Genomic DNA, 23,811 nt, shown 5'->3' with positions numbered 1-23,811 from the left:
GTCTGATTGCTTCTTCAGCAGAATCCTACAAAGGACTACGCCTGATCCTCCAGATGCTGTCGGGAATTCCCTACACCCCTGTTGAACTGTCCTTGTCAGCCCGTCTTGTAACGCCGGCGCGCTTTCCTCTACCGTAGCCGTCGGTCCTTATTGCTATGGAAAAGCCATGTCTTTGGCCTGCACACGCTCCTTGTTCTTCACGGTTTTCGTTGCGGGCGCCCTGGTTCTGGGCGTGTCCTACTATCTGGAGTATTCGGTCGGCCTCAAGCCTTGCGGTTTATGCCTGTTGCAGCGAATTTGTCTGGCGCTGCTGACAGGTGTCTGCCTGATGGCCGCCGTGCAGGGGCCTGGTCGTCTCGGTTCCTCTCTCTATTGGCTGCTCAGCCTGCTATGCAGTCTGGCAGGTACGGTCACGGCGTGGCGGCAAGTGCTCTTGCAAAGCGATCCGGTGCATCAGCTATCAACCTGTGCACCCAACCTGGTTGAGCTGTTCGCCAGTACGCCGTGGGTCTGTGTTGTGCAGCAGATATTCCAAGGCACCATCGATTGCGGGCAGATCTCCTGGACGCTGTTCGACTTGAGCATCCCGGAGTGGAGTTTGTTGTTCTTCGTTGCGATGTCGATTCTGAGTGTTTATCAGCTGTTGCACCTTATCTGGATCAACGTGCGCAGACCGCTCGGCGGCGACTCGTCGCCCGGGGTCCTGGCGGGCGATTAAACACTTGTATGAACTTTATCGCCTGCGTACCTTGAAGCCACCGTCGTGCGGGCATAATCTGGCCCGCACGTGTCATTGGATTTATGTTGCTCGATGACGCTCTGCCTGGGCGACTCTTGATCATCAGGAGTACGACGGATGTAGAGCAGCATGACCCACAAGGGAAGAGAGAACGCCATGCTCGAAAGTTGTCAGAATGCTCAGGAACGTTGGGGTGGAGTACATCTGCTGATCGATCGCTGGTTGCAGGAGCGTCGAGAACTGATCGGGGCCTATGACGCACTCGGCGCAAAGCCTGAGGCTCTGGGCGATAACCGCAAGCCTTTGCTGGAGTTCTGCGGCGTGCTGGTCGATTACGTGTCTGCCGGCCACTTCGAAATCTATGAACAGCTGACGGGGGAGGCCAAGGCCTTCAACGACAAACGTGGTCTGGAACTCGCCGAGACCCTCTACCCTCGCATCGACGTCATCACCGAGAAACTCCTCGCGTTCAACGATCTATGCGATGAAGGAAAGTGTGTCGCGGAGAAGTTCAAGGAGCTTGGCGGCCTGTTGCACGAACGCTTCGAACTGGAAGACTGCTTGATCGAAGTGCTGCACACCGCTCACAAGGAAACCGATTCGGTCCAGGCCTGAATCGTTCACCGCAAGACCCCGAAACGGTGCGCCAAGGCGCGCCGTTTTTCATTTGCGCGATCAGCTGGTGACGCCGCGTAATTCGACCTCAAACACCAGCGGCGTGAATGGCGCGATCAGGTCACCGGCACCGTCGGCGCCATAGGCTTGTGCCGATGGAATCACCAGGCGCCATTTGGCACCGACCGGCATGTTTTGCAGCGCGATGCGCCAACCATTGATCACGCTATCGAGACTGAACCACTGTGGCTGATTGTTCTGGTCGAATACTGTGCCGTCGGGCAGGCGTCCGACATAAAGCACCTGCACCTTTCCGTTTGGTCCCGCCTTGGCGCCAGTCCCCGGTGTCAACTCTGTCAGCAGGATCCCATCGTCCAGTTCACGAACACCGGGTTTGGCTTTTTCCCCGGCGAGAAAACGTTGCTCGTTTTCCAGAGCGAGTTCGTTTTGCGGTGCAGGTGTTTGCATGGCAATCCGGGCTTCGTGCTCGGTCAGGATCTGTTCGATCTGCTCATCTTTCAGGGCCAGGGGTTTGCCTTGATAAGCTTGCTGCAGACCTTCGACCAGCGCTTTGAGTTGAAGGTCGGGAACCTCCTGACGCAAGCGTTCACCGAGGCTCGCACCCAGGCTGTAAGCGAGATCGTGAGCGTCATTTTCCTGGGTTTTTTCAGCAGCCTGGGCCGCGGAAAAAATCACGCACAGCGATAAAAAAAGGTAGCGCGACATAGGCACTCTCCGACCTGAGATGCGGGCGATTATGCCAGTGAGAATGCGTCCAACGGTGAACTGCTTTTGTTCAAGCGCCGAACATTTTCGATCCGTTGCAACGCAACGCTTTGGATACTGTCAAGATGCCCTAGCGGCGGTAGCAGCAGAGGTCTAGTATGAGCCGCACCCACGTCAGCCAGGAGGTAAACCATGTCGGCCACCAAGAAGCCTGTAAATACCCCGTTGCACTTACTCCAACAACTCTCGGGCAGTTTGCTCGAGCATCTGGAAACCGCTTGTTCCGAAGCCTTGGCTGATGCTGAAAAACTGCTCGCCAAGCTGGAAAAGCAACGCGGAAAAGCGCAGGAAAAATTGCACAAATCCCGCACCAAATTGCAGGACGCTGCAGCTGCCGGAAAGGCCAAGGCACAAGCCAAGGCCAAGGACGGAGTGAAGCAGCTCGAAGACCTGCTTGATGCCCTCAAGGAGCGTCAGTCGGACACTCGCGCCTACATCCTGCAGCTCAAGCGCGACGCTCAAGAAAGCCTGAAACTGGCCCAGGGTGTCGGTCGTGTACAAGAGGCTGTCGGCAAGGCATTGTCCCTGCGTGCGGCCAAGCCTGCTGCGGCTCCTGCCAAGAAAGCCGCTACCAAGCCGGTTGCTGCAAAAGCTCCGGCCAAGTCTGCCGCCAAACCGGTCGTCAAAGCGCCGGTGAAAGCCGCAGCAAAACCTGTGGCGAAAAAACCGGTTGCTGCCAGCGCTGCAAAACCAGCTGCCAGAACTGCCGCCGCCAAACCGGCCGCCAAGCCAGCTGCTGCTAAACCAGCTGCTGCAAAATCGGCTGCAAGAACTGCTGCTAAACCAGCTGCTGCAAAACCAGCTGCAAGAACTGCTGCTGCGAAAAGCGCCGCTGCAAAACCAGCCGCAAAACCCGCTGCGAAAAGCGCCGCTGCGAAACCTGCAGCCAAGCCAGCCGCAAAACCTGTCGCGGCTAAAGCCGTTGCCAAGCCAGCTGCAAAAACAGCCGCTAAACCGGCTGCGAAAACGGCTGCTGCAAAACCTGCGGCCGCCAAGTCAGCCACTGCCGCAAGACCTGCCGCAGCGAAACCAGCCGCCAAGCCAGCGACTGCTGCAAAACCTGCTGCCGCGAAACCTGCCGCTGCAAAACCGGCTGCAAAACCAGTCGCAAAACCGGCTGCAAAACCTGCTGTGAAAAAACCGGCCACTGCCGCCAAGCCGACCCCAGCGCCTGCTGCCAAGCCAGCGACGCCAGCGCCATCTGCTTCGGCTGCTCCTGCGGCTGCACCAACACCAACCACTTCGACAGCCACCTCTGCGCCAACGCCAGTCGCTCCGTCGAACTCCGCCACCACCCCAACCAGCGCTTCCTAAGTGCCGGTCACCGCGACGCGCAGCTCATGCAGCGCGTCGCGGACCGAGGGGGTGACGTTCACTGCCACACCTTCCAGCCAGGCCGATTGATCGCTCACTTCATGCTGCGGCCAATCCTGTGCCGCTCGCTCCAATCGCAACAACAGATGCCGTTCGGCTTCCAGTTCCAAGGCTTTCACTTGTTCGCGCAGCGAGTGCAGCTCGGCATCGCTTGTTGCAGCGGATTTCCATTGCGTGCGTAAAGCGCGTAACGGCTTCACGACATCGGCGTCCCAAGGCTTAATCAGGCTGCGAAGTTGCAGCAAGCGTTGATCATTGCAGGCGACTCCCCGCTGATCCAGCCATGCCCCGCACAACAGCAGGCACACATTGACACCCGCCGATTGCAAGTGCAGACACGCCTGTTCGACACCCGGACGGGCGTAAAGGGCCAGGGAAAAGCTCCACAGGTCAGAGGACATAGTGCTACTCGCGCCAGTTGCGAGCGAAGCTGGTAGACTCCGCCGCCATTATGATTCGACTTCAGAACCTGACTTTACAGCGTGGCCCGCAACGTCTGCTAGAAGACGCCGAGCTGACCCTGCACGCCGGCCAGAAAGCCGGCCTTATCGGTGCCAACGGTGCCGGCAAATCGAGCCTGTTCGCCTTGCTTCGGGGTGAACTGCACCCGGATTCGGGCGACTGCTTCCTGCCGGCCGACTGGCGTATCGCCCACATGCGCCAGGAGGTCGACACCCTCGAACGCCTGGCGGTCGACTACGTGCTCGATGGCGACCTGCGCCTGCGTCAGGTGCAACGCGACCTGGCGGCTGCCGAAGCGGCCCATGACGGTGCCGCACAAGCCCGTCTGCACTCGGAGCTCGATAGCGCCGATGGCTATACTGCTGACGCTCGTGCGCGCAAGCTGCTGGCCGGCCTGGGGTTCACCAACGAGCAAATGGATCGCCAGGTCGGAGATTTCTCCGGTGGCTGGCGGATGCGTCTGAACCTGGCGCAAGCCTTGATGTGTCCCTCCGACCTGCTGCTGCTCGATGAGCCGACCAACCACTTGGACCTCGACGCCATCATCTGGCTCGAAGAATGGCTCAAGAGCTATCCCGGCACCTTGATGCTGATCTCCCACGATCGCGACTTCCTCGATGCCGTGGTCGATCACGTGGCCCACGTCGATCAGCGCAAGATTACCCTGTATCGCGGTGGCTACAGTGCTTTCGAGCGTGCCCGCGCCGAACGCCTGGCCCAGCAACAGCAAGCCTACGAGAAGCAGCAGGCGCAACGTGCGCACATGGAAAGCTACATCGCCCGCTTCAAGGCCCAGGCAACCAAGGCCCGTCAGGCCCAGAGCCGGATCAAGGCGCTGGAGCGGATGGAAGAACTGACCGCGGCCCACGTCGATTCGCCGTTCGATTTCGTCTTTCGCGAATCGCAGAAAATTTCCAGCCCGTTGATTGACCTGTCCGATGCCCGCCTGGGCTACGGCGATAAAACCGTGTTGGAGAAGGTCAAGCTGCAACTGACCCCCGGCGCGCGAATCGGGTTGCTCGGTCCCAACGGTGCCGGTAAATCGACCCTGATCAAGAACCTTGCGGGTGAGCTGGAGCCGCTGGCGGGCCGTTTGACCCGTGGCGAGAACACCGTGGTGGGCTACTTCGCCCAGCATCAGCTCGACTCCCTGGATGCTAAGGCCAGTCCGCTGCTGCACTTGCAGCGACTGGCGCCGACCGAGCGCGAACAGACCTTGCGCGACTTCCTCGGCGGTTTCGACTTCCGTGGTGCGCGGATCGACGAACCGGTGTTGAATTTCTCCGGTGGCGAGAAGGCGCGACTGGCGCTGGCGTTGATCGCCTGGGACCGACCGAACCTGTTGCTGCTCGACGAGCCGACCAACCACCTGGACCTGGAAATGCGCCTGGCGTTGACCATGGCCCTGCAGGAGTTCAGCGGTGCGGTTCTGGTGGTCTCCCACGACCGTCACCTGCTCAAAAGCACCACCGATAACTTCTTCCTGGTGGCGGACGGCAAGGTCGAAGAGTTCGACGGCGACCTCGAAGACTACACCCGTTGGCTGGTGGACTACCGTCAGCGCAATGCGCCGGTCAGCAACACCCCGGTCAACCCGGACAAGACCGACAAGAAGGCCCAGCGCCAGGCTGCGGCTGCTCTGCGCCAGCAACTGGCTCCCCACAAGCGCGAAGCGGAAAAGCTTGAGGCCGAACTGGGCAAGCTGCACGAGAAGCTGGCGAAAATCGATGTCAGCCTCGGCGACAGCGATATCTACGAACCGGCGCGCAAGAACGAGTTGCGTGATCTGCTGGCCGAACAGGCCAGGTTGAAGGTGCGTGAGGCAGAACTGGAAGAGGCCTGGATGCAAGCCCTGGAACTGCTGGAAAGCATGCAGGCGGAGTTGGAGGCGCTGTCCTGATGGACGCCTTCAAGTTGCCGCTGCCGCCGATGTGGGCCGAGCCGATCTGGCTCGGCGTGCAAATCCTGCTGATTCTGCTGGCCGGTTACATAGCCCAGCGTTTTGTCGCCAAGTGCCTGACCCGACTGGGCGAGCGCTACCCGTTTCCGCCGCAATTGCTGATGCCGCTGCGCGGCGGTCTGCGTTGGCTGATCATGGGCAGCGCGCTGATTTTCGTGCTGGAACGCCTCGGAGTGTCAGCCACGGTGCTCTGGACGGCATTATCCGGGTTTGTCGCGGTCGCTGCGGTGGCGTTTTTCGCCATGTGGAGCGTGCTCTCCAATTTGCTCTGCGCGATCCTGATTTTTACCGTCGGCCCGTTCCGCCTCGGCGATGTGGTCGAATTGGTGGACACCACCGACAAGCCTGGCGTGAAAGGCCGGGTCGTGGCGATCAACCTGCTGTACACCACGCTGATCGAGGCCGAAGAGCTCGGGACCGGCAGTGCCATGGTGCAAGTGCCTAACAGTCTGTTCTTCCAGCGCTCGGTGCGGCGTTGGCGTGGAACTGATGTGTTTCCTTCGAGCGGGTTCGAAAAGTAAGCCTTCTGGCGTCTGGCACACCGCTTTCGCGAGCCTGCTCGCGAAGAGACCCTCAAGCCGGCAGCATTGCTCGGCAACCGCAACATCCGGCAAAAAAAATGATAGTCATCCGCCCAAAGCCGCATTAGCTTAGATGTCTGTCACGAGTCTGAGTCGAGGTGTCCAATGGAGCTTCAAACATGGCTGGCGTTCTTTGCCGCCTGTTGGGTGATCAGTTTGTCTCCTGGCGCCGGCGCCATTGCGTCGATGTCCAGCGGTCTGCAATACGGTTTCTGGCGTGGTTACTGGAACGCGTTGGGCCTGCAATTGGGCCTAGCAGTACAAATTGCCATTGTCGGTGCCGGTGTGGGGGCGATTCTCACGGCGTCGGCCACCGCTTTCTATGCAATCAAATGGTTCGGTGTGGCGTACCTGGTCTATCTTGCGATCAAGCAATGGCGAGCGCTGCCCAGCGACATGAGCGATGACGCGGCCATCCGCCAGATCGGCAAGCCGATAGCCCTGGTTTTCCGTGGCTTTCTGGTGAACATCAGCAACCCGAAGGCCCTGATCTTCATGCTTGCGGTGTTGCCGCAGTTCATCGACCCGCACGCCCCCCTGCTGATCCAGTATGTAATCATCGGCGTGACCATGATCTTCGTCGATCTGATCGTTATGGCCGGCTACACCGGGCTGGCCTCCAAGGTGCTGCGACTGTTGCGTACGCCCAAGCAGCAAAAACGCATGAACCGCACGTTTGCCGGGCTGTTCATTGGCGCGGCGGCCTTCATGGCGACCCTGCGCAAAGCCGCGGTGTAAACCTTCAGTGTCTGATCCTGAAACAGGTTTGTACCTGTGTCACTCTCAAAACGCCCGATGCGCCGCATCGGGCGTTTTGTATTTCAGCGACAGATGCGGTTGCTCGTTGTTATAGATCTGCACCGACTCGTCCACCCTCCGGGTGGCATCAAAATCCTTGGGACGATGCAGTGATAACTCGTCATTCGATGATCCACTGGCGCTTTAGTGGTTCGCCTGGAAGGCGGGAGTGATACGCAATCCACAACAAAGCTTGAGTGAAAGTCATTGGGAGTGAACAATATGTTACTTCGTGTTTCCAATTGAGATTCATTCATGATTGCCCCGTCCCGATTCCTGGCCTGGCTGATGGTGCCTGTCTTTGCCTTATGCAGTTTCAAGCTGCTGGCCGACACGGTGGAAGGCGCTCCGCAAGCCCTGCATTTACTCGACTATATCGGCGCGGATTACCCGCAAGCGGTGCAAGCAGGCAAGGTCGTCAACGAGTCCGAGTACCGCGAGCAGCTGGAATTCGTCCAGGCGCTGCAAGGCATGGTGGCCGCCATGCCGGCCAACCCTGAGAAGGCCGGTCTGGAAAAGGGCATCAACACGCTGCGCAATGCGATCGCTGCGCGTCAGGATGGCGTAGATGTTGCCCGTCAGGCGCGGCAACTGGGTGCAAAACTGGCCGTGGCCTATGAAGTCAGCCAGGCGCCGATCATTACCCCGGACCCGACCCGGGGCGCACCGCTGTACGCACAGCACTGTTCAGTGTGCCACGGCGATGCCGGGGCGGGTGATGGCCCGGCGGGCGTCGGACTGACACCGCCTCCGGCCAACCTGCGCGATCACGCGCGCCTGGATCACTTGAGCCTCTACGCGATCTACAACACCCTGGGCCTCGGAGTTGAAGGCACCGACATGCCAGCCTTCGCCGATCAACTGGACGATCGCCAGCGTTGGGACCTGGCCACTTACATCGCCAGCTTCAGCGCCGATCCGGCGACCGCCAGCAACGACAAGGTCTACAACATTGCCGATCTGGCCCGTCAGACTCCGGCCGAAGTACAGGCCGCCGATGGCCCACAAGCCGCGGCGACCTTCCGCGCGCAACGGGCGCAGCCGCCACAGGTCAAGCGTGGCCCGGCGCAGTTGCTCGACTACACAGCGGCGACCCTGGACAAGAGCGTTGCAGCCTACCGTGCCGGTGACCACGATCAGGCGTATGACTTGTCGGTGGCGGCGTACCTGGAAGGCTTCGAACTGGTCGAAAGCTCTCTGGATAACGTTGACGCCAACGTGCGCAAGGACACGGAAAAGTCACTGATGGCCTACCGTCAGTCGTTGCAGGACGGTTTGCCGCTGGAGCAGGTCGAGCAGCGTCTGGAGGCGGCCAAGGTTAAATTGAAGACCTCTGCCAGTCTGTTGGGCAGCGATGGTTTGAGCTGGTCCCTGAGCTACATTTCCGGCCTGTTGATTCTGTTGCGCGAAGGGCTGGAAGCGATTCTGGTGCTGGCGGCGATCCTCGCCTTCCTGCGCAACACCGGCCAGCAATCGGCGGTGCGCAGTGTCAACGTCGGTTGGGGCCTGGCGCTGTTGGCCGGCCTGGGGACCTGGGCGTTGGCAGCCTATGTAATCGACGTCAGTGGTTCTCAGCGTGAATTGCTGGAAGGCGCGACGGCGTTGTTCGCCAGCGTCATGGTGCTGTGGCTGGGCGTGTGGATGCACGACCGTCGCCATGCCGCGGCCTGGCAGGATTACATCAAGAGCAGCCTGGTGGGCGGCGGTGGGCGTTTCGGTTTTGCGATCCTGGCGTTCTTCTCGGTGTATCGCGAGCTGTTTGAAGTGATTCTGTTCTACGAGACTCTGTGGTTGCAGGCTGGTCCTGCGGGCCACGACGCGGTGCTGGCCGGCGGTGCGACGGCGCTGGTGCTGTTGGTGGGGTTGGCGTGGGTGATCCTGCGCGGCTCGGCGAAACTGCCGTTGACGTTGTTCTTCAGCATCAACGCCGGTCTGCTGTGCGCATTGTCGGTGGTGTTCGCCGGGCATGGCGTGAAGGCGCTGCAGGAAGCCGGGATCTTCGGAACACGACCGGTGCCGTTCTTTGATTTCGACTGGCTGGGGATACATGCGGATGCTTATTCGCTGAGTGCTCAGGCGGTGGCGATCCTTGCGATCATTGTGCTGTATGGCCGCAGTCGTGTGGCCGAGAAGCAGCGGGTGACGGCTTAACAGCATTCGCTTCGCTCACATTCGCGAGCAGGCTCGCTCCCACGGGATTGTGTATAACTTGTGGGGACGAGCCTGCTTGCGAAGCTTTTTAGAGAGGAAGACCTGATGCGTGTCTGGATCGATGCCGACGCCTGCCCCCGGGCGGCCAAGGATCTGGTGGTGAAATTCGCCCTCAAGCGCCAGTTCGAAGTGGTGCTGGTGGCCGGCCAGCCGCAGAGCAAACCGGGCCTGGCGCTGGTAAAGCTGATCGTGGTGCCGAGCGGACCGGATGCCGCCGACGACTACCTGGTGGAACACGCCGTGCCCGGTGAGTTGGTGATCTGCAGCGATGTGCCGCTGGCCGACCGCCTGGTGAAAAAGGGCGTTGCGGCGTTGGATCCCCGGGGCAAGGAGTTCGATGCGCAGAACATGGGCGACCGGCTGGCGGTGCGCAACCTGTTCACCGACTTGCGAGAACAAGGGCAGATGAGTGGCGGACCGGCGCCGTTTGGCGAGCGTGAGAAGCAGGCGTTTGCCAATGCGCTGGATCGGATTTTGACCAGGCTGAACCGCAAACCCTGAGCTATGCCAAGAACCCTGTGGGAGCGGGTTTGCTCGCTCCCACATTAGATTAGTGTCAGGCGTCGTTTTCGTGGGTCAATTCGAGTACGCGGTCGACCAGTTTATTGATGCCTGACGCGGCTTCACTGATCGATTGAGCCAGCATATACGCCGGGGTGCTCACCAGTTTGCGCGCCTTGTCTTCGACGATGTCGCTCACCCCACACTCTTTGTGAGTGGCGCCCATCTTGTTCAACGCAGCTGCAGTGTCGGCGTCATTACCGATGGTGCAGGTCACGCCCGGACCGTAGATCTTCGCCGCCAGGGCCGGCGAGATGCAGATCAGGCCAACCGGTTTGCCGGCCTCGGCAAAGGCTTCGGTCAAGGCCAGGACATCCGGTTGCACGGTGCAGCCGGTGCCTTCGACGGCGAAGTTGGAGAGGTTCTTGGCCGATCCGAAACCGCCGGGAATGATCAGGGCATCGAATTCTTCAGCGTCAGCTTCGCGGATGTCCTTGATCTCGCCGCGGGCAATGCGCGCCGACTCCACCAACACGTTGCGCGACTCGGGCATTTCTTCGCCGGTCAGGTGATTGATCACATGCAGCTGCGCGATATTCGGTGCGAAACACTGCACCTGCGCGCCGCGCTGGTCCAGGCGCAGCAGGGTAATCACGCTTTCGTAGATCTCGGCGCCGTCGTACACACCACAACCGGAAAGGATCACTGCAACTTTTTTGCTCATGGGCTTTTCTCCAGATTCATGGCGTTAAATGTCCACTAATTTGTCACTCGTTGCCATAGGGTTAATTCGCGGCTAAACATAGGATCTGTCCTACAGATTCCGATCAGGGCGCGTCATGGACTTCATTTTGTATGCGGTGCCGTTTTTCTTTGTGCTGATTGCCGTCGAGCTGCTGGCCGACCGCTGGCGCGGGGTCAGCAACTATCGGGTGGCGGATGCGATCAACAGCATCAGCACCGGGGTGTTGTCGACCACCACGGGCCTGCTGACCAAAGGGGTGGGTCTGGTGACCTACGCTTTTGCCCTCAAGCACCTGGCGCTGTTCGAGCTCTCGGCTGATAGTGTGTGGGTCTGGCTGTTCGCCTTTGTCTTTTATGATTTTTGCTACTACTGGCTGCACCGCATGGGCCACGAGCGCAACATCCTCTGGGCCGCGCATTTGGTGCATCACCAGAGCGAGGATTACAACCTTTCCACCGCCCTGCGCCAGACCAGCACCGGGTTTCTGTTGAGCTGGATCTTCTACCTGCCGATGGCCGTGGCCGGCGTGCCATTGGCGGTGTTCATCAGTGTCGCCGCGCTGAACCTGCTGTACCAGTTCTGGGTGCATACCCGGCACATTCCCAAGCTCGGCTGGTTCGAGTGGTTCTTTGTCACGCCATCCAATCATCGGGCCCACCACGCACAGAACGCTCTCTACATGGATCGCAACTACGGCGGGGTGTTCATTATTTGGGACCGTCTGTTCGGCTCGTTCCAGGAAGAGGACGACAACGAGCCAGTGATTTTCGGCGTGACCACCCCACTGGCAAGCTGGAATCCGTTATGGGCGAACGTGCAGTTCTACGCGCAGTTGTGGGCGGATGCGCGGCGTGCCGAAAGCACCTGGGACAAGCTGCGGATCTGGTTCATGCGCACCGGCTGGCGACCGGCGGATGTGGCGGCCAAGTACCCGATGAGCAAACCGGACTTGAGTCAGTTCCGCAAATTCGAGGTACCACTGGATGGCCGTCAGCTGTGGTACGTGGCGTTGCAGTTCTGCGTTTACATCGCGCTGGGCAGCTACTTGATGAATCTGGAACCACAGCTGTCGACTTCCGCGCTGGTGCTGGGCTGGGGCGCGTTGGCGCTGGGTTTGTTCGTGCTGGGCGTGGCCCTGGAGAATCGCCCGTGGGCGTTGAAGCTGGAGCTGCTGCGACTGGCGGCGAATGTGCCGCTGGTGTGGCTGGCGCCGGTGGTGGGGCTATGGCCGGCCAGCGCGGTGGGCTGGGTCGGCCTGCTCAGTTACAGCCTGCTCAGTGCTATCGGTCTCTATTGCTGTAGAAACCGTTTTACTCGGCTGGCGTCTTAGGATCGCCAGTACTGGCGCGTTCAGCTTTCAGGGCCTGTTCATCGGCATAGACCTGTTTGGCCAGACGCGCATTCTTGAAGCGTCGGCGAAGCCACAGGCCCAGGCCCAGGACCAGCAGGCCGCCGAGCACCCACAGTTCGTACTTCTTGATGCTGCCGAGCATGCCTTCGAGTACCGCGCCGAAGTGGTAGGCCGCCGCGGCCAGCGCAGTGGCCCAGATCGCCGCGCCAATGCCGTTGAGCAGCAGATAACGGCCCGGTGGATAGCCTGACAGACCGATCGCCACCGGCATTACCGTACGCAGGCCATAGACAAAGCGGAAGCTCAAGACCCAGATGTCCGGGTGCTTGCGGATATGTTCCAGCGCCCGATCACCCATCAGTTGCCAGCGGGGTTTGCGCGCCAGCAGCTTGCGCCCGTGCTTGCGTCCCAGGAAGTACCACAGCTGATCGCCGGCATAACTGCCGAAGAACGCCACGACCACCACCAGGTTGATGTCCATGTATCCACGGAACGCGAGGAAGCCTGCGAGCACCAGAATGGTTTCGCCTTCGAAGAACGTGCCGAGAAACAGGGCAAAATAGCCGAAGTCATGCAGAAATTGTTGGAGCATTGTCTGGGTGCTGGCGAAATGAACGCGCAGCCTAACCCTTCGTACACATTCAGGAAAGTGTCCAAATGTGTCTCGACGTGAACATTTCCTACAAGGACAATGGAATGCGGCTACGTGTCACAGGGTGCGCACAACTGTAATGTGTTCGTCATAATGGCCGCTTATAACTGTCACGCTCGCCCGTCTGCGCGGGCTCAGGAGTCTGCCGTGAGTTTTACCCCTGCCCACCGTTTGTTCCCTGCAACCCGTCTGCGTCGCAACCGTCGTGACGATTTCTCGCGTCGGCTGGTCCGTGAAAATGTGTTGACTGTCGATGACCTGATCCTGCCGGTTTTCGTGCTCGACGGTGAAAACCGCCGTGAAGCGGTGGCTTCGATGCCGGGTGTCGAACGCCTGACCATCGATCTGTTGCTGGAAGAAGCGGCCAAGTGGGTCGAGCTGGGGATTCCGGCGCTGGCGCTGTTCCCGGTCACGCCGCCGGAGCTCAAGTCGCTGGACGCCGCCGAAGCCTGGAACCCCGAGGGTATTGCCCAGCGTGCCACCCGTGCCCTGCGCGCGCAGTTTCCTGAGCTGGGGGTGATCACCGACGTCGCGCTGGACCCGTTCACCACCCACGGACAGGACGGCATTCTCGACGAAGAAGGCTATGTGCAGAACGACATCACCGTCGACGCGCTGGTCAAACAAGCCCTGTCCCATGCCGAAGCCGGCGCTCAGGTCGTTGCGCCGTCGGACATGATGGATGGCCGCATCCAGGCGATCCGTGAAGCCCTCGAATTGGCCGGTCACGTCAACGTGCGGATCATGGCTTACTCGGCGAAGTACGCCAGTGCCTATTACGGCCCGTTCCGCGATGCGGTCGGTTCGGCACTGAACCTGGGCAAGGCCAACAAGGCCTCCTATCAGATGGACCCGGCCAACAGCAACGAAGCCTTGCACGAAGTGGCGGCTGACTTGTCAGAAGGTGCGGACATGGTCATGGTCAAGCCAGGCATGCCGTATCTGGACATCCTCTGCCGGGTCAAAGAAGAATTCAAAGTGCCGACTTTTGTTTATCAAGTCAGCGGCGAATACGCCATGCACATGGCGGCGATCCAGAATGGCTGGTTGAGCGAAGGGGTTATCCTCGAATCCCTGACCGCTTTTAAACGTGCAGGCGCTGATGGCATCCTGACCTACTTTGCCGTTCGTGCAGCTCAATTGTTACGAGAGCAGAAATAGCCCTCCCAGGAACATTCGATGAATACCGAAGGACTCACTGAAGTTGCCGTACAAGACGCTCAACCCGTGGTCGAGCAAGTCGTCGAAACCCCGCCGGAGCTGGAGCCTGCTCCACCCGCGGTGGTGACCGAACCCGCGCTGGCGGCGCCGGCGATTGCCATTCCCGGCCTGGATGACAGCAGCCTGTACATCCATCGCGAGCTCTCGCAACTGCAGTTCAACATCCGCGTGCTGGAACAGGCACTGGACGAGTCCTACCCGTTGCTGGAACGCTTGAAGTTCCTGCTGATTTTCTCCAGCAACCTGGACGAGTTCTTCGAGATTCGTGTCGCCGGCCTCAAGAAGCAGATCACCTTCGCCCGCGAACAGGCCGGCGCCGATGGCCTGCAACCGCACCAGGCACTGGCCCGCATCAGCGAATTGGTGCACGGTCACGTTGACCGTCAATACGCGATCCTCAACGATATTCTGTTGCCGGAGCTGGAAAAACATCAGGTCCGCTTCATCCGTCGCCGCCATTGGACGACCAAGCTCAAAACCTGGGTCCGCCGGTATTTCCGCGATGAAATCGCCCCGATCATCACCCCGATCGGCCTGGACCCGACGCACCCGTTCCCGCTGCTGGTGAACAAGAGCCTGAACTTCATCGTCGAGCTCGAGGGCATCGATGCCTTCGGTCGCGATTCCGGTCTGGCGATTATCCCGGCGCCGCGCTTGCTGCCGCGGATCATCAAAGTGCCGGAAGAAGTCGGCGGCGCTGGCGACAACTACGTGTTCCTGTCGTCGATGATCCATGCTCACGCCGACGACCTGTTCCAGGGCATGAAGGTAAAAGGCTGCTACCAGTTCCGCCTGACCCGAAACGCCGACCTGGCGCTGGATTCCGAGGACGTCGAAGACCTGGCCCGCGCCCTGCGCGGCGAGTTGTTCTCCCGTCGCTATGGCGACGCGGTGCGTCTGGAAGTGGCCGACACGTGCCCGAAGCACCTGTCGGATTATCTGCTCAAGCAATTCAACCTGAGCGAGACCGAGCTGTATCAGGTCAACGGCCCGGTGAACCTGACGCGGCTGTTCAGCATCACCGGCCTGGACAGCCAGCGCGAGCTGCAATACACGCCGTTCACCCCGCAGATCCCGAAACTGCTACAGAACAGCGAAAACATTTTCAGCGTGATCAGCAAGCAGGACATCCTGCTGCTGCACCCATTCGAGTCGTTCACCCCGGTGGTCGACCTGCTGCGCCAGGCCGCCAAGGACCCACACGTTCTGGCGGTGCGCCAGACCCTGTACCGCTCCGGCGCCAACTCGGAAATCGTCGATGCGCTGGTGGATGCGGCGCGAAACGGCAAGGAAGTCACCGCGGTGATCGAATTGCGCGCGCGGTTCGATGAGGAGTCCAACCTGCAACTGGCCAGCCGTCTGCAAGCGGCCGGTGCAGTGGTGATCTACGGCGTGGTCGGCTTCAAGACCCACGCCAAGATGATGCTGATCCTGCGTCGCGAGGCCGGTGAGATTGTGCGGTACGCGCATTTGGGCACAGGCAACTACCACGCCGGCAACGCCCGTCTGTACACCGACTACAGCCTGCTGACGTCCGATGACGCCTTGTGCGAAGACGTCGGCAAACTGTTCAGCCAGTTGATCGGCATGGGCAAGACGCTGCGCATGAAAAAGCTGCTGCACGCGCCGTTCACCCTGAAGAAGGGCATGCTCGACATGATTGCCCGCGAGACCCAGTTCGCCCTCGACGGCAAGCCGGCGCACATCATTGCCAAATTCAACTCGCTGACCGATCCGAAGATCATTCGTGCGTTGTACAAGGCCAGTCAGTCAGGCGTGCGCATTGACCTCGTGGTGCGTGGCATGTGCTGCCTGCGGCCGGGCATTGCCGGGGTTTCCCACAACATCCATGTGCGCTCGATCATCGGTCGCTTCCTGGAACACACTCGGGTCTTCTACTTCCTCAATGGCGGCGAGGAGCAGATGTTCCTTTCCAGCGCCGACTGGATGGAGCGCAACCTCGACAAACGCGTCGAGACTTGCTTCCCGGTGGAAGGCAAGAAGCTGATCATGCGGGTCAAGAAGGAGCTGGAGCTGTATCTCACCGATAACACCCACAGCTGGACCTTGCAGTCAGACGGTCGCTACATCCGCAACACGCCGACCGGCAACCAGAACCCGCGCAGTGCCCAGGCTACTTTGCTGGAGCGGTTGGGTAGTCCGATCCTCACCGTTCGCTGACGCCAGGAACCTGAGGGAGCAAGCAGGCTCGCTCCCTCATGAATCGCACGCACAAAAAAGGCCTTCCGCAGAAGGCCTTTTTCAGTTTCAGCGCACGTTCAGCACGATATCGACACGAGTGAGCCATTCCGCTTCGTTGGCGAAGTCGGCCTGGGTCAGTTGGTTCTCGTCCAGCCAGTTTTCCGGGAACACCACTTCCAGGCTGTTGCCATGGGCGTTCAGTTCCACCTGGGGCATTTGCTGGGTGCCGCGGATGTGGTGGAACAGGATCGCGAAGCGCAGCAACACGCACAGGCGAATCAGCTTGATGCCGTCTTCGTCGAATTCGGCGAACTTGTCCTTGGGAATGTTGCGGCGGTGGCCACGCACAAGCAGCGCGAGCATCAGCTGGTCTTCACGGGAGAAGCCGGCGAGGTCCGAGTGCTCGATCAGGTAGGCGCCGTGCTTGTGGTACTGATAGTGAGCGATGTCCAGGCCCACTTCATGGACCTTGGCCGCCCAGCCCAGACGTTCGCGCCAGACACCGTCTTCATCTTCCAGATCCCAATCCTTGGCCACCTGATCGAAGGCATGCAGGGCTTTGCGTTCCACCCGGGCGGCTTGTTCCAGGTCGACGTGGTAACGCTCCATCAGCGAGCTGAGGGTGCGTTCACGCACGTCTTCATGGTGATGGCGGCCCAGCAGGTCGTAGAGCACGCCTTCGCGCAGTGCACCTTCGCAGTGGTCCATGCGTTGCAGTTCGAGGGCGTCGAAGATGGCTTCGAGAATCGCCAGGCCCGCCGGGAAAATCGCCCGGCGGTCAGGCTTGATGCCTTCGAAGTCGATTTTTTCGACATCGCCAAGTTTGATCAGCTTGCGCTTGAGCCAGGCCAGCCCTTCGGCATTCACTTCGCCGGCACCATGACCGCCAGCCTTCAGCGCCAGACCGATGGCGCGAATGGTGCCCGAGGAGCCGATGGCTTCATCCCAGGTCAGGCGGTGCAGGGCGTGTTCGATGCTCATGATCTCCAGGCGGGCCGCCGTGTATGCCTGGGCATAGCGTGCCGGGGTGATCTTGCCGTCCTTGAAGTAGCGTTGGGTGAAGCTCACGCAGCCCATTTGCAGGCTTTCGCGCAGCAGTGGTTCAAAGCGCTGGCCGATGATGAACTCGGTACTGCCGCCGCCAATGTCGGCCACCAGGCGCTTGCCAGGGGTGTCGGCGAGGGTGTGGGACACACCGAGGTAGATCAGGCGCGCTTCTTCTCGACCGGAGATGACTTCGACCGGGTGGCCGAGGATTTCTTCGGCGCGGCGGATGAATTCGGCGCGGTTGCGGGCTTCACGCAGGGCGTTGGTGCCGACGATCCGCACGGCGCCCAGGGGCATACCGTTGATCAGTTGGGCGAAGCGCTTCAGGCAATCGAGCCCGCGCTGCATGGATTCTTCGCTGAGCTGGCGCTCTTCGTTGATGCCGGCGGCCAGCTGAACCTTCTCCCCGAGACGCTCGAGAATACGGATTTCACCGTTCTGGGCCTTGGCCACGACCATGTGAAAGCTGTTGGAGCCCAGGTCGATTGCGGCGATCAGGGACAGATTCTTGGCTTGGGATTGCGGCATGGTCAGGGGGTCTCGGTCGTTAACCTCGACATCGTGCCACGATCAAAGGCTGGCGCCAACGCGTAGGAGCTGCCGAAGGTGCGATCTTTTACCGCGGGGCAGATTTGCGGTGCTGACGCTGGCCTCTTCGCGGGCTTGCCCGCGAAGGCGGCCTTACAGCCACTGAAGATCTTTCAGACAGCCGCTTCCACTGTCCCAATGAAGTTCGCCAACTCCGTCGTCTGCGGGTTGGCAAACAACACTTTCGGATCCCCCACCTCATGCACCAGCCCTTGATGCATGAACACCAACTTATCCCCAACCTCCCGGGCAAAGCGCATTTCATGGGTGACCATGATCAATGTCATACCTTCCTTGGCCAGTTGCCGCACCACGCTCAGCACTTCGTTGACCAGTTCCGGGTCCAGGGCCGAGGTGATTTCATCGCACAGCAACACTTTCGGCGACATTGCCAGGGCCCGGGCAATCGCCACGCGCTGTTGCTGCCCACCGGACAATCGGTCGGGGAAGGCATCGAACTTCTCGCCCAGGCCAACCCGCTCCAGCATCTGCCGTGCCCGTTCGGCGGCCTGGGCTTTCGGGACTTTCTGCACCACTTGTGGCGCGAGCATCACGTTCTCGCCCACCGTCAGGTGCGGGAACAGATTGAACTGCTGGAACACCATCCCGACTTTCTGCCGCAGGCTGCGCAGGTCGGCGCGGGCGGCATCGAGGTATTCGCCGTCGACCTCGATGACGCCGTCGTTGATCGATTCCAGGCCGTTGAGCGTGCGCAGCAAGGTCGACTTGCCCGAGCCGCTTCGTCCGATGATCGCTACCACCTGGCCTTCCTCGACGCTCAGGTCGATGCCTTTGAGCACATGATGATCGCCGTAGTACTTATGCAGGGCGGAAATTCTAAGCAGAGGCATGCAGTCTCCTTTCCAGGTAGCGCGCACTGAGGGATAGGGGGTAACAGAGCAGGAAGTAACCGAGGGCCACGAGGCCGTAGACCATGAAGGGTTCGAACGTCGCGTTGGCGAGCATGCCGCCGGTCTTGGTCAATTCGGTGAAGCCGATGATCGAGGTCACGGCGGTGCCTTTGACCACTTGCACCGAGAATCCTACGGTCGGCGCCACCGCGATACGCAAGGCCTGCGGCAGGATCACGTAGCGCAGTTGCTCCAGCGGGTTCAGCGCCAGGCTCGACGAGGCCTCCCACTGGCCGTTGGGGATCGACTCGACGCAACCGCGCCAGATCTCCGCCAGATATGCGCTGGTGAACAGCGTCAAAGCGATCGCCGCCGCCATCCACGGCGAAATCTCCATCCCGGCCAGCGCCACGCCGAAGAACACCAGGAACAACTGCATCAACAGCGGAGTGCCCTGGAACAGTTCGATGTAAGTGCGCGCGAAGCTGCGAGGCAGGGATTTTTTCGAGATGCGCATGACCATGATCAGCAAACCGATCAGCCCGCCGCCGATGAATGCCACCAACGACAGCGCCAGCGTCCACTGCAAGCCCGTGAGCAAATTGCGCACGATGTCCCAGAAGGTGAAATCGCTCATCGGCTGCTCCTCGCTATGAAACGCTGGCCGATCCAGTTCAGCAATTGGCGGATAAGCAGGGCCATGCACAGGTAGAGCAGTGTGGTCAGGGCGTAGGTTTCAAAGGCGCGGAAGTTGCGCGATTGAATGAAGTTGGCGGCGAAGCTCAACTCTTCGGTGGCGATCTGCGAACACACCGCCGAGCCGAGCATGACGATGATGATCTGGCTGCTCAGGGCCGGCCAGACCTTGCCCAGCGCGGGCAGCAGCACCACATGGCGGAAGGCTTCGAAGCGCGTCATCGCCAAAGCCGCGGCGGCCTCCAGTTGGCCTCGGGGGATCGCCTGAATGCCGGCGCGGATGATTTCTGTGGAATAAGCCCCCAGGTTGATCACCATTGCCAGCACCGCTGCCTGCCATTCGGAGATCTGCACGCCCAGGGACGGCAGGCCGAAAAAGATGAAAAACAACTGCACCAGAAACGGTGTGTTGCGGATCAATTCCACGTACACCGCGAAAACTCCGGCGAACGGGCGAATGTTCCACGCCCGCACCAGCGCCCCGACGATGCCCAGGCCCACCCCCAGCACTGCGCCGATGGCCGTCAGCTCAAGGGTGAACAGCGCTCCGCGCAACAGCAGGTCGGTATTGTGCACCACGGGCAAGAAATCGAACTGATAAGCCATAGCGTGTCTCCAGCGCGCCGAATCAAAGGTCGGCCGGCAGCGGTTCTTTCAACCAGGTCAGGGCATTTTTCTCCAGCGCGCCATCGCTTTTGGCGCTGACGAGGATCTGGTTGACCTTGTCCAGCAACGCCGGCTCGTTCTTGTTCACGCCCACGTAGACCGGCGAATCCTTGAGCTTCACTTTCAGCGCCGGCACGCGTTTGGGGCTTTTCTCGCTGATCGCGACCATCACCACGTTGCCGCTGGCGATCAGATCAACCTGGCCGGCCAGGTAAGCGGCGATAGTCGAGTTGTTGTCTTCGAAGCGCTTGATGGTTACGCCCTCGGGGGCGACCTTGGTCAGCTCAATGTCTTCGATGGCGCCGCGAGTGACGCTGATGGTTTTGCCCTTGAGGTCGTCCAGGCTTTTTACGTCGGCGTCTGGCGGGCCGAACACGGCGAGGTAGAACGGAGCGTAGGCCCGGGAGAAGTCGATGACTTTTTCCCGCTCGGGGTTCTTGCCCAGGCTGGAGATCACCAGGTCGACCTTGCCGGTGGTGAGGAACGGGATGCGGTTGGTGCTGTTGACCGGGGTCAGTTCAAGTTTGACCTTGAGCTGGTCAGCCAGCAGTTTCGCGGTATCGATGTCCAGGCCGCGGGGCTTCATGTCCGGGCCGACCGAACCGAAGGGCGGGAAATCCTGAGGCACGGCGACCTTGAGGACGCCGCGGTTGACCACATCCTCCAGACCGTCGGCGTGGGCGGGTGCCTGGCTCAGCATCAGGCTGGCAAACAGGGCAGCGAGGAGGGCGCTGTAACGCTGGGTCATGGCAAATCTCCGAATCGGCGAGGAGTGATTTCTGCGATTCGACAGAGCACGGGCCATGCCAATCTGTGGGAAAGAGCTCGGCAGGCCCCGGTTTCAAAGGCTTTGTTCGGTCTTACTGGTCTGAACAGTCAGGTCTAATTTCGCACTTCGATAGCGCATCGACAGCGACCACCGAACCCCCATGGGGCACGACTTGCCGGACGCCGCGAATAGCTTTACAACTGACCGCACATTGGCCTGGCTCGTCTGGAAAACCATGAACTCGATCTCCCGCGCCGTACCTGAAGTGGCGCTGCAAGCCATCCGCAAGCTGATCACCGAGCAAGGCTTCGGCCCGGGCGATGCCTTGCCCTCGCAACGGGACCTGGCGCTGCAATTGGGGGTCAGTCGGGCGTCGTTGCGCGAGGCGTTGTCGTCGCTCAGTGCGCTGGGCGTCATCAGCATCCAGCCGGGCAAAGGTGTTTTCGTGCAGTCGCCGGTGGATCTGCCGCGAGGCGAGGCGACACCCGGTTGGCCGTTCGCGGCGCAGGCGTCGCCGTTGGATATTTTCCAGTTGCGCTATGCACTGGAGGGGTTTGCCGCGGGGTTGGCTGCCGTGACGTTGAGCACCGATGAGCTCGATGCGCTGGAAGACAATGTCGCCGCCATGCGTGGCGAACTGAAGGCTGGCGACTTCGAAGCCGCGGCGCGCCTGGACTTCGAATTCCACCGGCGCATTTTGCTGGCCAGCGGCAATCAGGCGATGCTGAGCATCCTGACCGCCAGCGCCGACATCTTCCTGGAAAGCCAGAAGCTACCGTTCATCCGGGCTGAAAGGGCCATGGAAACATGGCAGGAACACCGCAAAATCCTTCGCGCACTGGCTCGCCGGGCCTCTGGCGCTGCGCAGAAGGCCATGCACGAACACGTACGCAATGCGGCGCTGCGCACTGGAATCGCCTTCGTCGCTCCCGCCACGGCGTGACCTGGGCTATACCCAAACTCATGGACCACCATAGCGAGACTCAATCAACTGCGGCTTCCTGAACACGGGAAGGGCAGCTATGATGGGCCACGTTTTTTTGCTTACAACCCTGGAGAATTCCATGAGCAGCGATCTTATCAAACACGTTAGCGACGCTAGCTTCGAGGCCGACGTACTCAAGGCTGAAGGCGCTGTACTGGTCGACTACTGGGCTGAGTGGTGCGGCCCTTGCAAAATGATCGCTCCTGTTCTGGACGAGATTGCCGAGACCTACAAAGGCAAGCTGACCGTTGCCAAACTGAACATCGACGAAAACCAGGAAACCCCGGCCAAGCATGGCGTGCGTGGTATCCCGACCCTGATGCTGTTCAAGAACGGCAACGTTGAAGCGACCAAGGTCGGCGCACTGTCGAAGTCGCAACTGGCGGCGTTCCTCGACGCCAACATCTAAGCGTCGTTGTAACCTGTCAACCAAAAGGCCCCGCAATTAGCGGGGCCTTTTCGTTATTGAGGGCTAGACGCTCCGAAACTCAGGTGATACATTCGGCCCCGCACTGGTTTCTCCATTGCCCCCTGCTAGCCGTCGCCGACGCTCTCCTTTTCGAATAAGTACGCGATCCTGTCGCCTTCTCCGCGGCGCGGCCTCATTAAGCCAAAAGCTTAATTTCCCCCCTCCATAAATGATTACGTCATTCCTATATGAATCTGACTGAACTCAAGCAAAAGCCGATTACCGAACTGCTCGAATTGGCCGAACAGATGGGCATAGAAAATATGGCCCGTTCGCGCAAGCAGGACGTGATTTTCTCCCTGCTCAAGAAGCACGCGAAAAGCGGCGAGGAAATCTCCGGTGATGGCGTGCTGGAGATTCTCCAGGACGGCTTCGGCTTCCTGCGCTCCGCTGACGCTTCCTATCTCGCCGGCCCGGACGATATCTACGTCTCGCCGAGCCAGATCCGCCGCTTCAACTTGCGCACCGGTGACACCATCGTTGGCAAGATCCGCCCTCCAAAGGAAGGCGAGCGTTATTTCGCGCTGCTCAAGGTCGACACAATCAACTTCGACCGTCCGGAAAACGCGAAAAACAAGATTCTCTTCGAGAACCTGACCCCGCTGTTCCCGACCGTGCGCATGAAGATGGAAGCCGGCAACGGTTCCACCGAAGACTTGACCGGTCGAGTGATCGACCTGTGCGCCCCGATCGGCAAAGGCCAGCGCGGTCTGATCGTTGCACCGCCGAAAGCGGGCAAGACGATCATGCTGCAGAACATCGCCGCGAACATTGCGCGTAACAACCCTGAAGTTCATCTGATCGTGCTGCTGATCGACGAGCGTCCGGAAGAAGTAACCGAAATGCAGCGCACCGTGCGCGGCGAAGTGGTTGCCTCGACGTTCGACGAGCCGCCAACCCGCCACGTGCAGGTTGCCGAAATGGTGATCGAGAAGGCCAAGCGCCTGGTTGAACACAAGAAGGACGTGGTGATCCTGCTCGACTCCATCACCCGTCTGGCCCGTGCCTACAACACCGTGATCCCGAGCTCCGGCAAGGTACTGACCGGTGGTGTCGATGCCCACGCCCTGGAAAAACCGAAGCGTTTCTTCGGCGCAGCGCGGAACATCGAAGAAGGCGGCTCGCTGACCATTATCGCCACCGCGCTGGTTGAAACCGGCTCGAAGATGGACGAAGTGATCTACGAGGAATTCAAAGGCACCGGCAACATGGAGCTGCCTCTGGATCGCCGCATCGCTGAAAAACGCGTCTTCCCGGCCATCAACATCAACCGTTCCGGCACCCGCCGTGAAGAGTTGCTGACTGCCGACGACGAGTTGCAGCGCATGTGGATTCTGCGCAAGCTGCTGCACCCGATGGACGAAGTCGCTGCCATCGAATTCCTGGTCGACAAGCTGAAAACGACCAAGACCAACGATGAGTTCTTCCTGTCGATGAAGCGCAAGTAAGTCGATAGTCCAGCCAGAAGCCGGGGAAACCCGGCTTTTTGCTATCTGAATTTTGATGATCTGGCAGTTCGTTGTTCTGAACCGCGGGGTTCGG

The 23,811-nt window shown here is 60.2% G+C and carries 23 protein-coding genes and 1 pseudogene; 14 read left to right on the top strand and 10 right to left on the bottom strand.

Features of this window, described 5'->3' with window-relative positions; all coding sequences use genetic code 11:
- Positions 1 to 166 precede the first annotated feature (166 nt).
- Together AC07ZE_RS28805 and rsd are read left to right on the top strand one after the other, a co-directional pair.
- Positions 167 to 718, top strand: a complete 552-nt coding sequence (locus AC07ZE_RS28805; RefSeq protein WP_207267704.1) for a disulfide bond formation protein B — start codon at positions 167 to 169, stop codon at positions 716 to 718.
- A gap of 177 nt (positions 719 to 895) precedes the next feature.
- A complete protein-coding gene (rsd, locus tag AC07ZE_RS28800; protein ID WP_095196242.1) occupies positions 896 to 1,354 on the top strand; it encodes a sigma D regulator in 459 nt (152 codons plus the stop codon).
- A 60-nt stretch (positions 1,355 to 1,414) separates the two neighbouring features.
- Here rsd and AC07ZE_RS28795 read toward each other — a convergent pair whose 3' ends face one another.
- Complete coding sequence (locus AC07ZE_RS28795) at positions 1,415 to 2,080, bottom strand: FKBP-type peptidyl-prolyl cis-trans isomerase (protein ID WP_207267703.1); 666 nt, start codon at positions 2,078 to 2,080, stop codon at positions 1,415 to 1,417.
- Between the two features lie 192 nt (positions 2,081 to 2,272).
- On the opposite strand from AC07ZE_RS28795, the gene AC07ZE_RS28790 reads away from it, so the two are divergent.
- On the top strand, positions 2,273 to 3,454 hold the full coding sequence (locus AC07ZE_RS28790; protein WP_207267702.1) for an AlgP family protein: 1,182 nt from the start codon (positions 2,273 to 2,275) through the stop codon (positions 3,452 to 3,454).
- Here the strand turns inward: AC07ZE_RS28790 and AC07ZE_RS28785 are convergent.
- On the bottom strand, positions 3,451 to 3,915 hold the full coding sequence (locus tag AC07ZE_RS28785) for a TIGR02444 family protein (RefSeq protein WP_207267701.1): 465 nt from the start codon (positions 3,913 to 3,915) through the stop codon (positions 3,451 to 3,453). The two genes, AC07ZE_RS28790 and AC07ZE_RS28785, sit on opposite strands and share 4 nt — an antisense overlap.
- Before the next feature lie 50 nt (positions 3,916 to 3,965).
- Between AC07ZE_RS28785 and AC07ZE_RS28780 the strand changes: the two genes are divergently transcribed.
- The 3 genes from AC07ZE_RS28780 (at position 3,966) to AC07ZE_RS28770 (ending at position 7,255) form a co-directional block, all read left to right on the top strand.
- Positions 3,966 to 5,876 (top strand): ATP-binding cassette domain-containing protein, encoded by a 1,911-nt coding sequence (locus AC07ZE_RS28780; RefSeq protein WP_207267700.1) that lies wholly within the window; start codon positions 3,966 to 3,968, stop codon positions 5,874 to 5,876.
- The gene (locus AC07ZE_RS28775; RefSeq protein ID WP_095196247.1) at positions 5,876 to 6,457 is read left to right on the top strand and encodes a mechanosensitive ion channel family protein; all 582 of its coding nucleotides are present in this window, start codon (positions 5,876 to 5,878) and stop codon (positions 6,455 to 6,457) included. The genes AC07ZE_RS28780 and AC07ZE_RS28775 overlap by 1 nt, the downstream gene beginning before the upstream one ends.
- A 165-nt stretch (positions 6,458 to 6,622) precedes the next feature.
- Entirely contained in the window at positions 6,623 to 7,255 is a 633-nt protein-coding gene (locus AC07ZE_RS28770; RefSeq protein WP_207267699.1) for a LysE family transporter, read from the top strand.
- A gap of 45 nt (positions 7,256 to 7,300) precedes the next feature.
- Here the strand turns inward: AC07ZE_RS28770 and AC07ZE_RS28765 are convergent.
- A pseudogene (locus tag AC07ZE_RS28765) lies at positions 7,301 to 7,435 on the bottom strand (IS3 family transposase); the annotation flags it as partial.
- 135 nt (positions 7,436 to 7,570) lie between these two features.
- Between AC07ZE_RS28765 and AC07ZE_RS28760 the strand changes: the two are divergent.
- Together AC07ZE_RS28760 and AC07ZE_RS28755 are read left to right on the top strand one after the other, a co-directional pair.
- Complete coding sequence (locus AC07ZE_RS28760; protein ID WP_207267698.1) at positions 7,571 to 9,466, top strand: FTR1 family protein; 1,896 nt, start codon at positions 7,571 to 7,573, stop codon at positions 9,464 to 9,466.
- A 105-nt stretch (positions 9,467 to 9,571) separates the two neighbouring features.
- Positions 9,572 to 10,027, top strand: coding sequence for a YaiI/YqxD family protein (locus AC07ZE_RS28755; protein WP_137807225.1), 456 nt, complete (start codon positions 9,572 to 9,574; stop codon positions 10,025 to 10,027).
- Between the two features lie 55 nt (positions 10,028 to 10,082).
- On the opposite strand, the gene elbB is transcribed toward AC07ZE_RS28755, so the two are convergent.
- Entirely contained in the window at positions 10,083 to 10,751 is a 669-nt protein-coding gene (gene elbB, locus AC07ZE_RS28750; RefSeq protein WP_137807226.1) for an isoprenoid biosynthesis glyoxalase ElbB, read from the bottom strand.
- Between the two features lie 115 nt (positions 10,752 to 10,866).
- Here elbB and AC07ZE_RS28745 point away from each other — a divergent pair, with 115 nt between their 5' ends.
- Positions 10,867 to 12,102, top strand: coding sequence for a sterol desaturase family protein (locus AC07ZE_RS28745; RefSeq protein ID WP_207267697.1), 1,236 nt, complete (start codon positions 10,867 to 10,869; stop codon positions 12,100 to 12,102).
- Here the strand turns inward: AC07ZE_RS28745 and AC07ZE_RS28740 are convergent.
- Positions 12,083 to 12,715, bottom strand: a complete 633-nt coding sequence (locus tag AC07ZE_RS28740; protein ID WP_095196253.1) for a DedA family protein — start codon at positions 12,713 to 12,715, stop codon at positions 12,083 to 12,085. The two genes, AC07ZE_RS28745 and AC07ZE_RS28740, sit on opposite strands and share 20 nt — an antisense overlap.
- A 207-nt stretch (positions 12,716 to 12,922) precedes the next feature.
- On the opposite strand from AC07ZE_RS28740, the gene hemB reads away from it, so the two are divergent.
- Positions 12,923 to 13,936: a porphobilinogen synthase gene (gene hemB, locus AC07ZE_RS28735; protein WP_207267696.1), complete on the top strand. Its 1,014-nt coding sequence runs from the start codon at positions 12,923 to 12,925 to the stop codon at positions 13,934 to 13,936.
- A gap of 18 nt (positions 13,937 to 13,954) precedes the next feature.
- Positions 13,955 to 16,177 carry a polyphosphate kinase 1 gene (ppk1, locus tag AC07ZE_RS28730; protein WP_207267695.1) on the top strand — a complete coding sequence of 741 codons (2,223 nt, stop codon included), beginning with the start codon at positions 13,955 to 13,957 and terminating at the stop codon, positions 16,175 to 16,177.
- Between the two features lie 87 nt (positions 16,178 to 16,264).
- On the opposite strand, the gene ppx is transcribed toward ppk1, so the two are convergent.
- The 5 genes from ppx to AC07ZE_RS28705 form a co-directional block, all read right to left on the bottom strand.
- The gene (ppx, locus tag AC07ZE_RS28725) at positions 16,265 to 17,773 is read right to left on the bottom strand and encodes an exopolyphosphatase (protein ID WP_207267694.1); all 1,509 of its coding nucleotides are present in this window, start codon (positions 17,771 to 17,773) and stop codon (positions 16,265 to 16,267) included.
- 173 nt (positions 17,774 to 17,946) lie between these two features.
- The gene (locus AC07ZE_RS28720; RefSeq protein WP_207267693.1) at positions 17,947 to 18,684 is read right to left on the bottom strand and encodes an amino acid ABC transporter ATP-binding protein; all 738 of its coding nucleotides are present in this window, start codon (positions 18,682 to 18,684) and stop codon (positions 17,947 to 17,949) included.
- On the bottom strand, positions 18,671 to 19,321 hold the full coding sequence (locus AC07ZE_RS28715) for an amino acid ABC transporter permease (protein ID WP_207267692.1): 651 nt from the start codon (positions 19,319 to 19,321) through the stop codon (positions 18,671 to 18,673). Before AC07ZE_RS28715 ends, AC07ZE_RS28720 begins: the two co-directional genes overlap by 14 nt.
- Positions 19,318 to 19,986: an amino acid ABC transporter permease gene (locus AC07ZE_RS28710; RefSeq protein WP_207267691.1), complete on the bottom strand. Its 669-nt coding sequence runs from the start codon at positions 19,984 to 19,986 to the stop codon at positions 19,318 to 19,320. Before AC07ZE_RS28710 ends, AC07ZE_RS28715 begins: the two co-directional genes overlap by 4 nt.
- Before the next feature lie 22 nt (positions 19,987 to 20,008).
- Entirely contained in the window at positions 20,009 to 20,794 is a 786-nt protein-coding gene (locus tag AC07ZE_RS28705; RefSeq protein ID WP_207267690.1) for a transporter substrate-binding domain-containing protein, read from the bottom strand.
- Positions 20,795 to 21,050: 256 nt separating this feature from the next.
- Here AC07ZE_RS28705 and AC07ZE_RS28700 point away from each other — a divergent pair, with 256 nt between their 5' ends.
- The 3 genes from AC07ZE_RS28700 to rho all read left to right on the top strand — a co-directional run bounded on the left by AC07ZE_RS28700 (position 21,051) and on the right by rho (position 23,717).
- Positions 21,051 to 21,758 carry a FadR/GntR family transcriptional regulator gene (locus AC07ZE_RS28700; protein WP_095196261.1) on the top strand — a complete coding sequence of 236 codons (708 nt, stop codon included), beginning with the start codon at positions 21,051 to 21,053 and terminating at the stop codon, positions 21,756 to 21,758.
- Positions 21,759 to 21,879: 121 nt separating this feature from the next.
- Positions 21,880 to 22,209: a thioredoxin TrxA gene (trxA, locus tag AC07ZE_RS28695; RefSeq protein ID WP_003206727.1), complete on the top strand. Its 330-nt coding sequence runs from the start codon at positions 21,880 to 21,882 to the stop codon at positions 22,207 to 22,209.
- Between the two features lie 248 nt (positions 22,210 to 22,457).
- Positions 22,458 to 23,717: a transcription termination factor Rho gene (gene rho / locus AC07ZE_RS28690; RefSeq protein WP_003206716.1), complete on the top strand. Its 1,260-nt coding sequence runs from the start codon at positions 22,458 to 22,460 to the stop codon at positions 23,715 to 23,717.
- Positions 23,718 to 23,811: the final 94 nt, after the last annotated feature.

The sequence above is a fragment of the Pseudomonas sp. GW101-3H06 genome, from assembly GCF_059424605.1.
The sequence above is the reverse complement of the archived record's forward strand: the minus strand, read 5'-3'. Positions and strand labels throughout refer to the sequence as shown.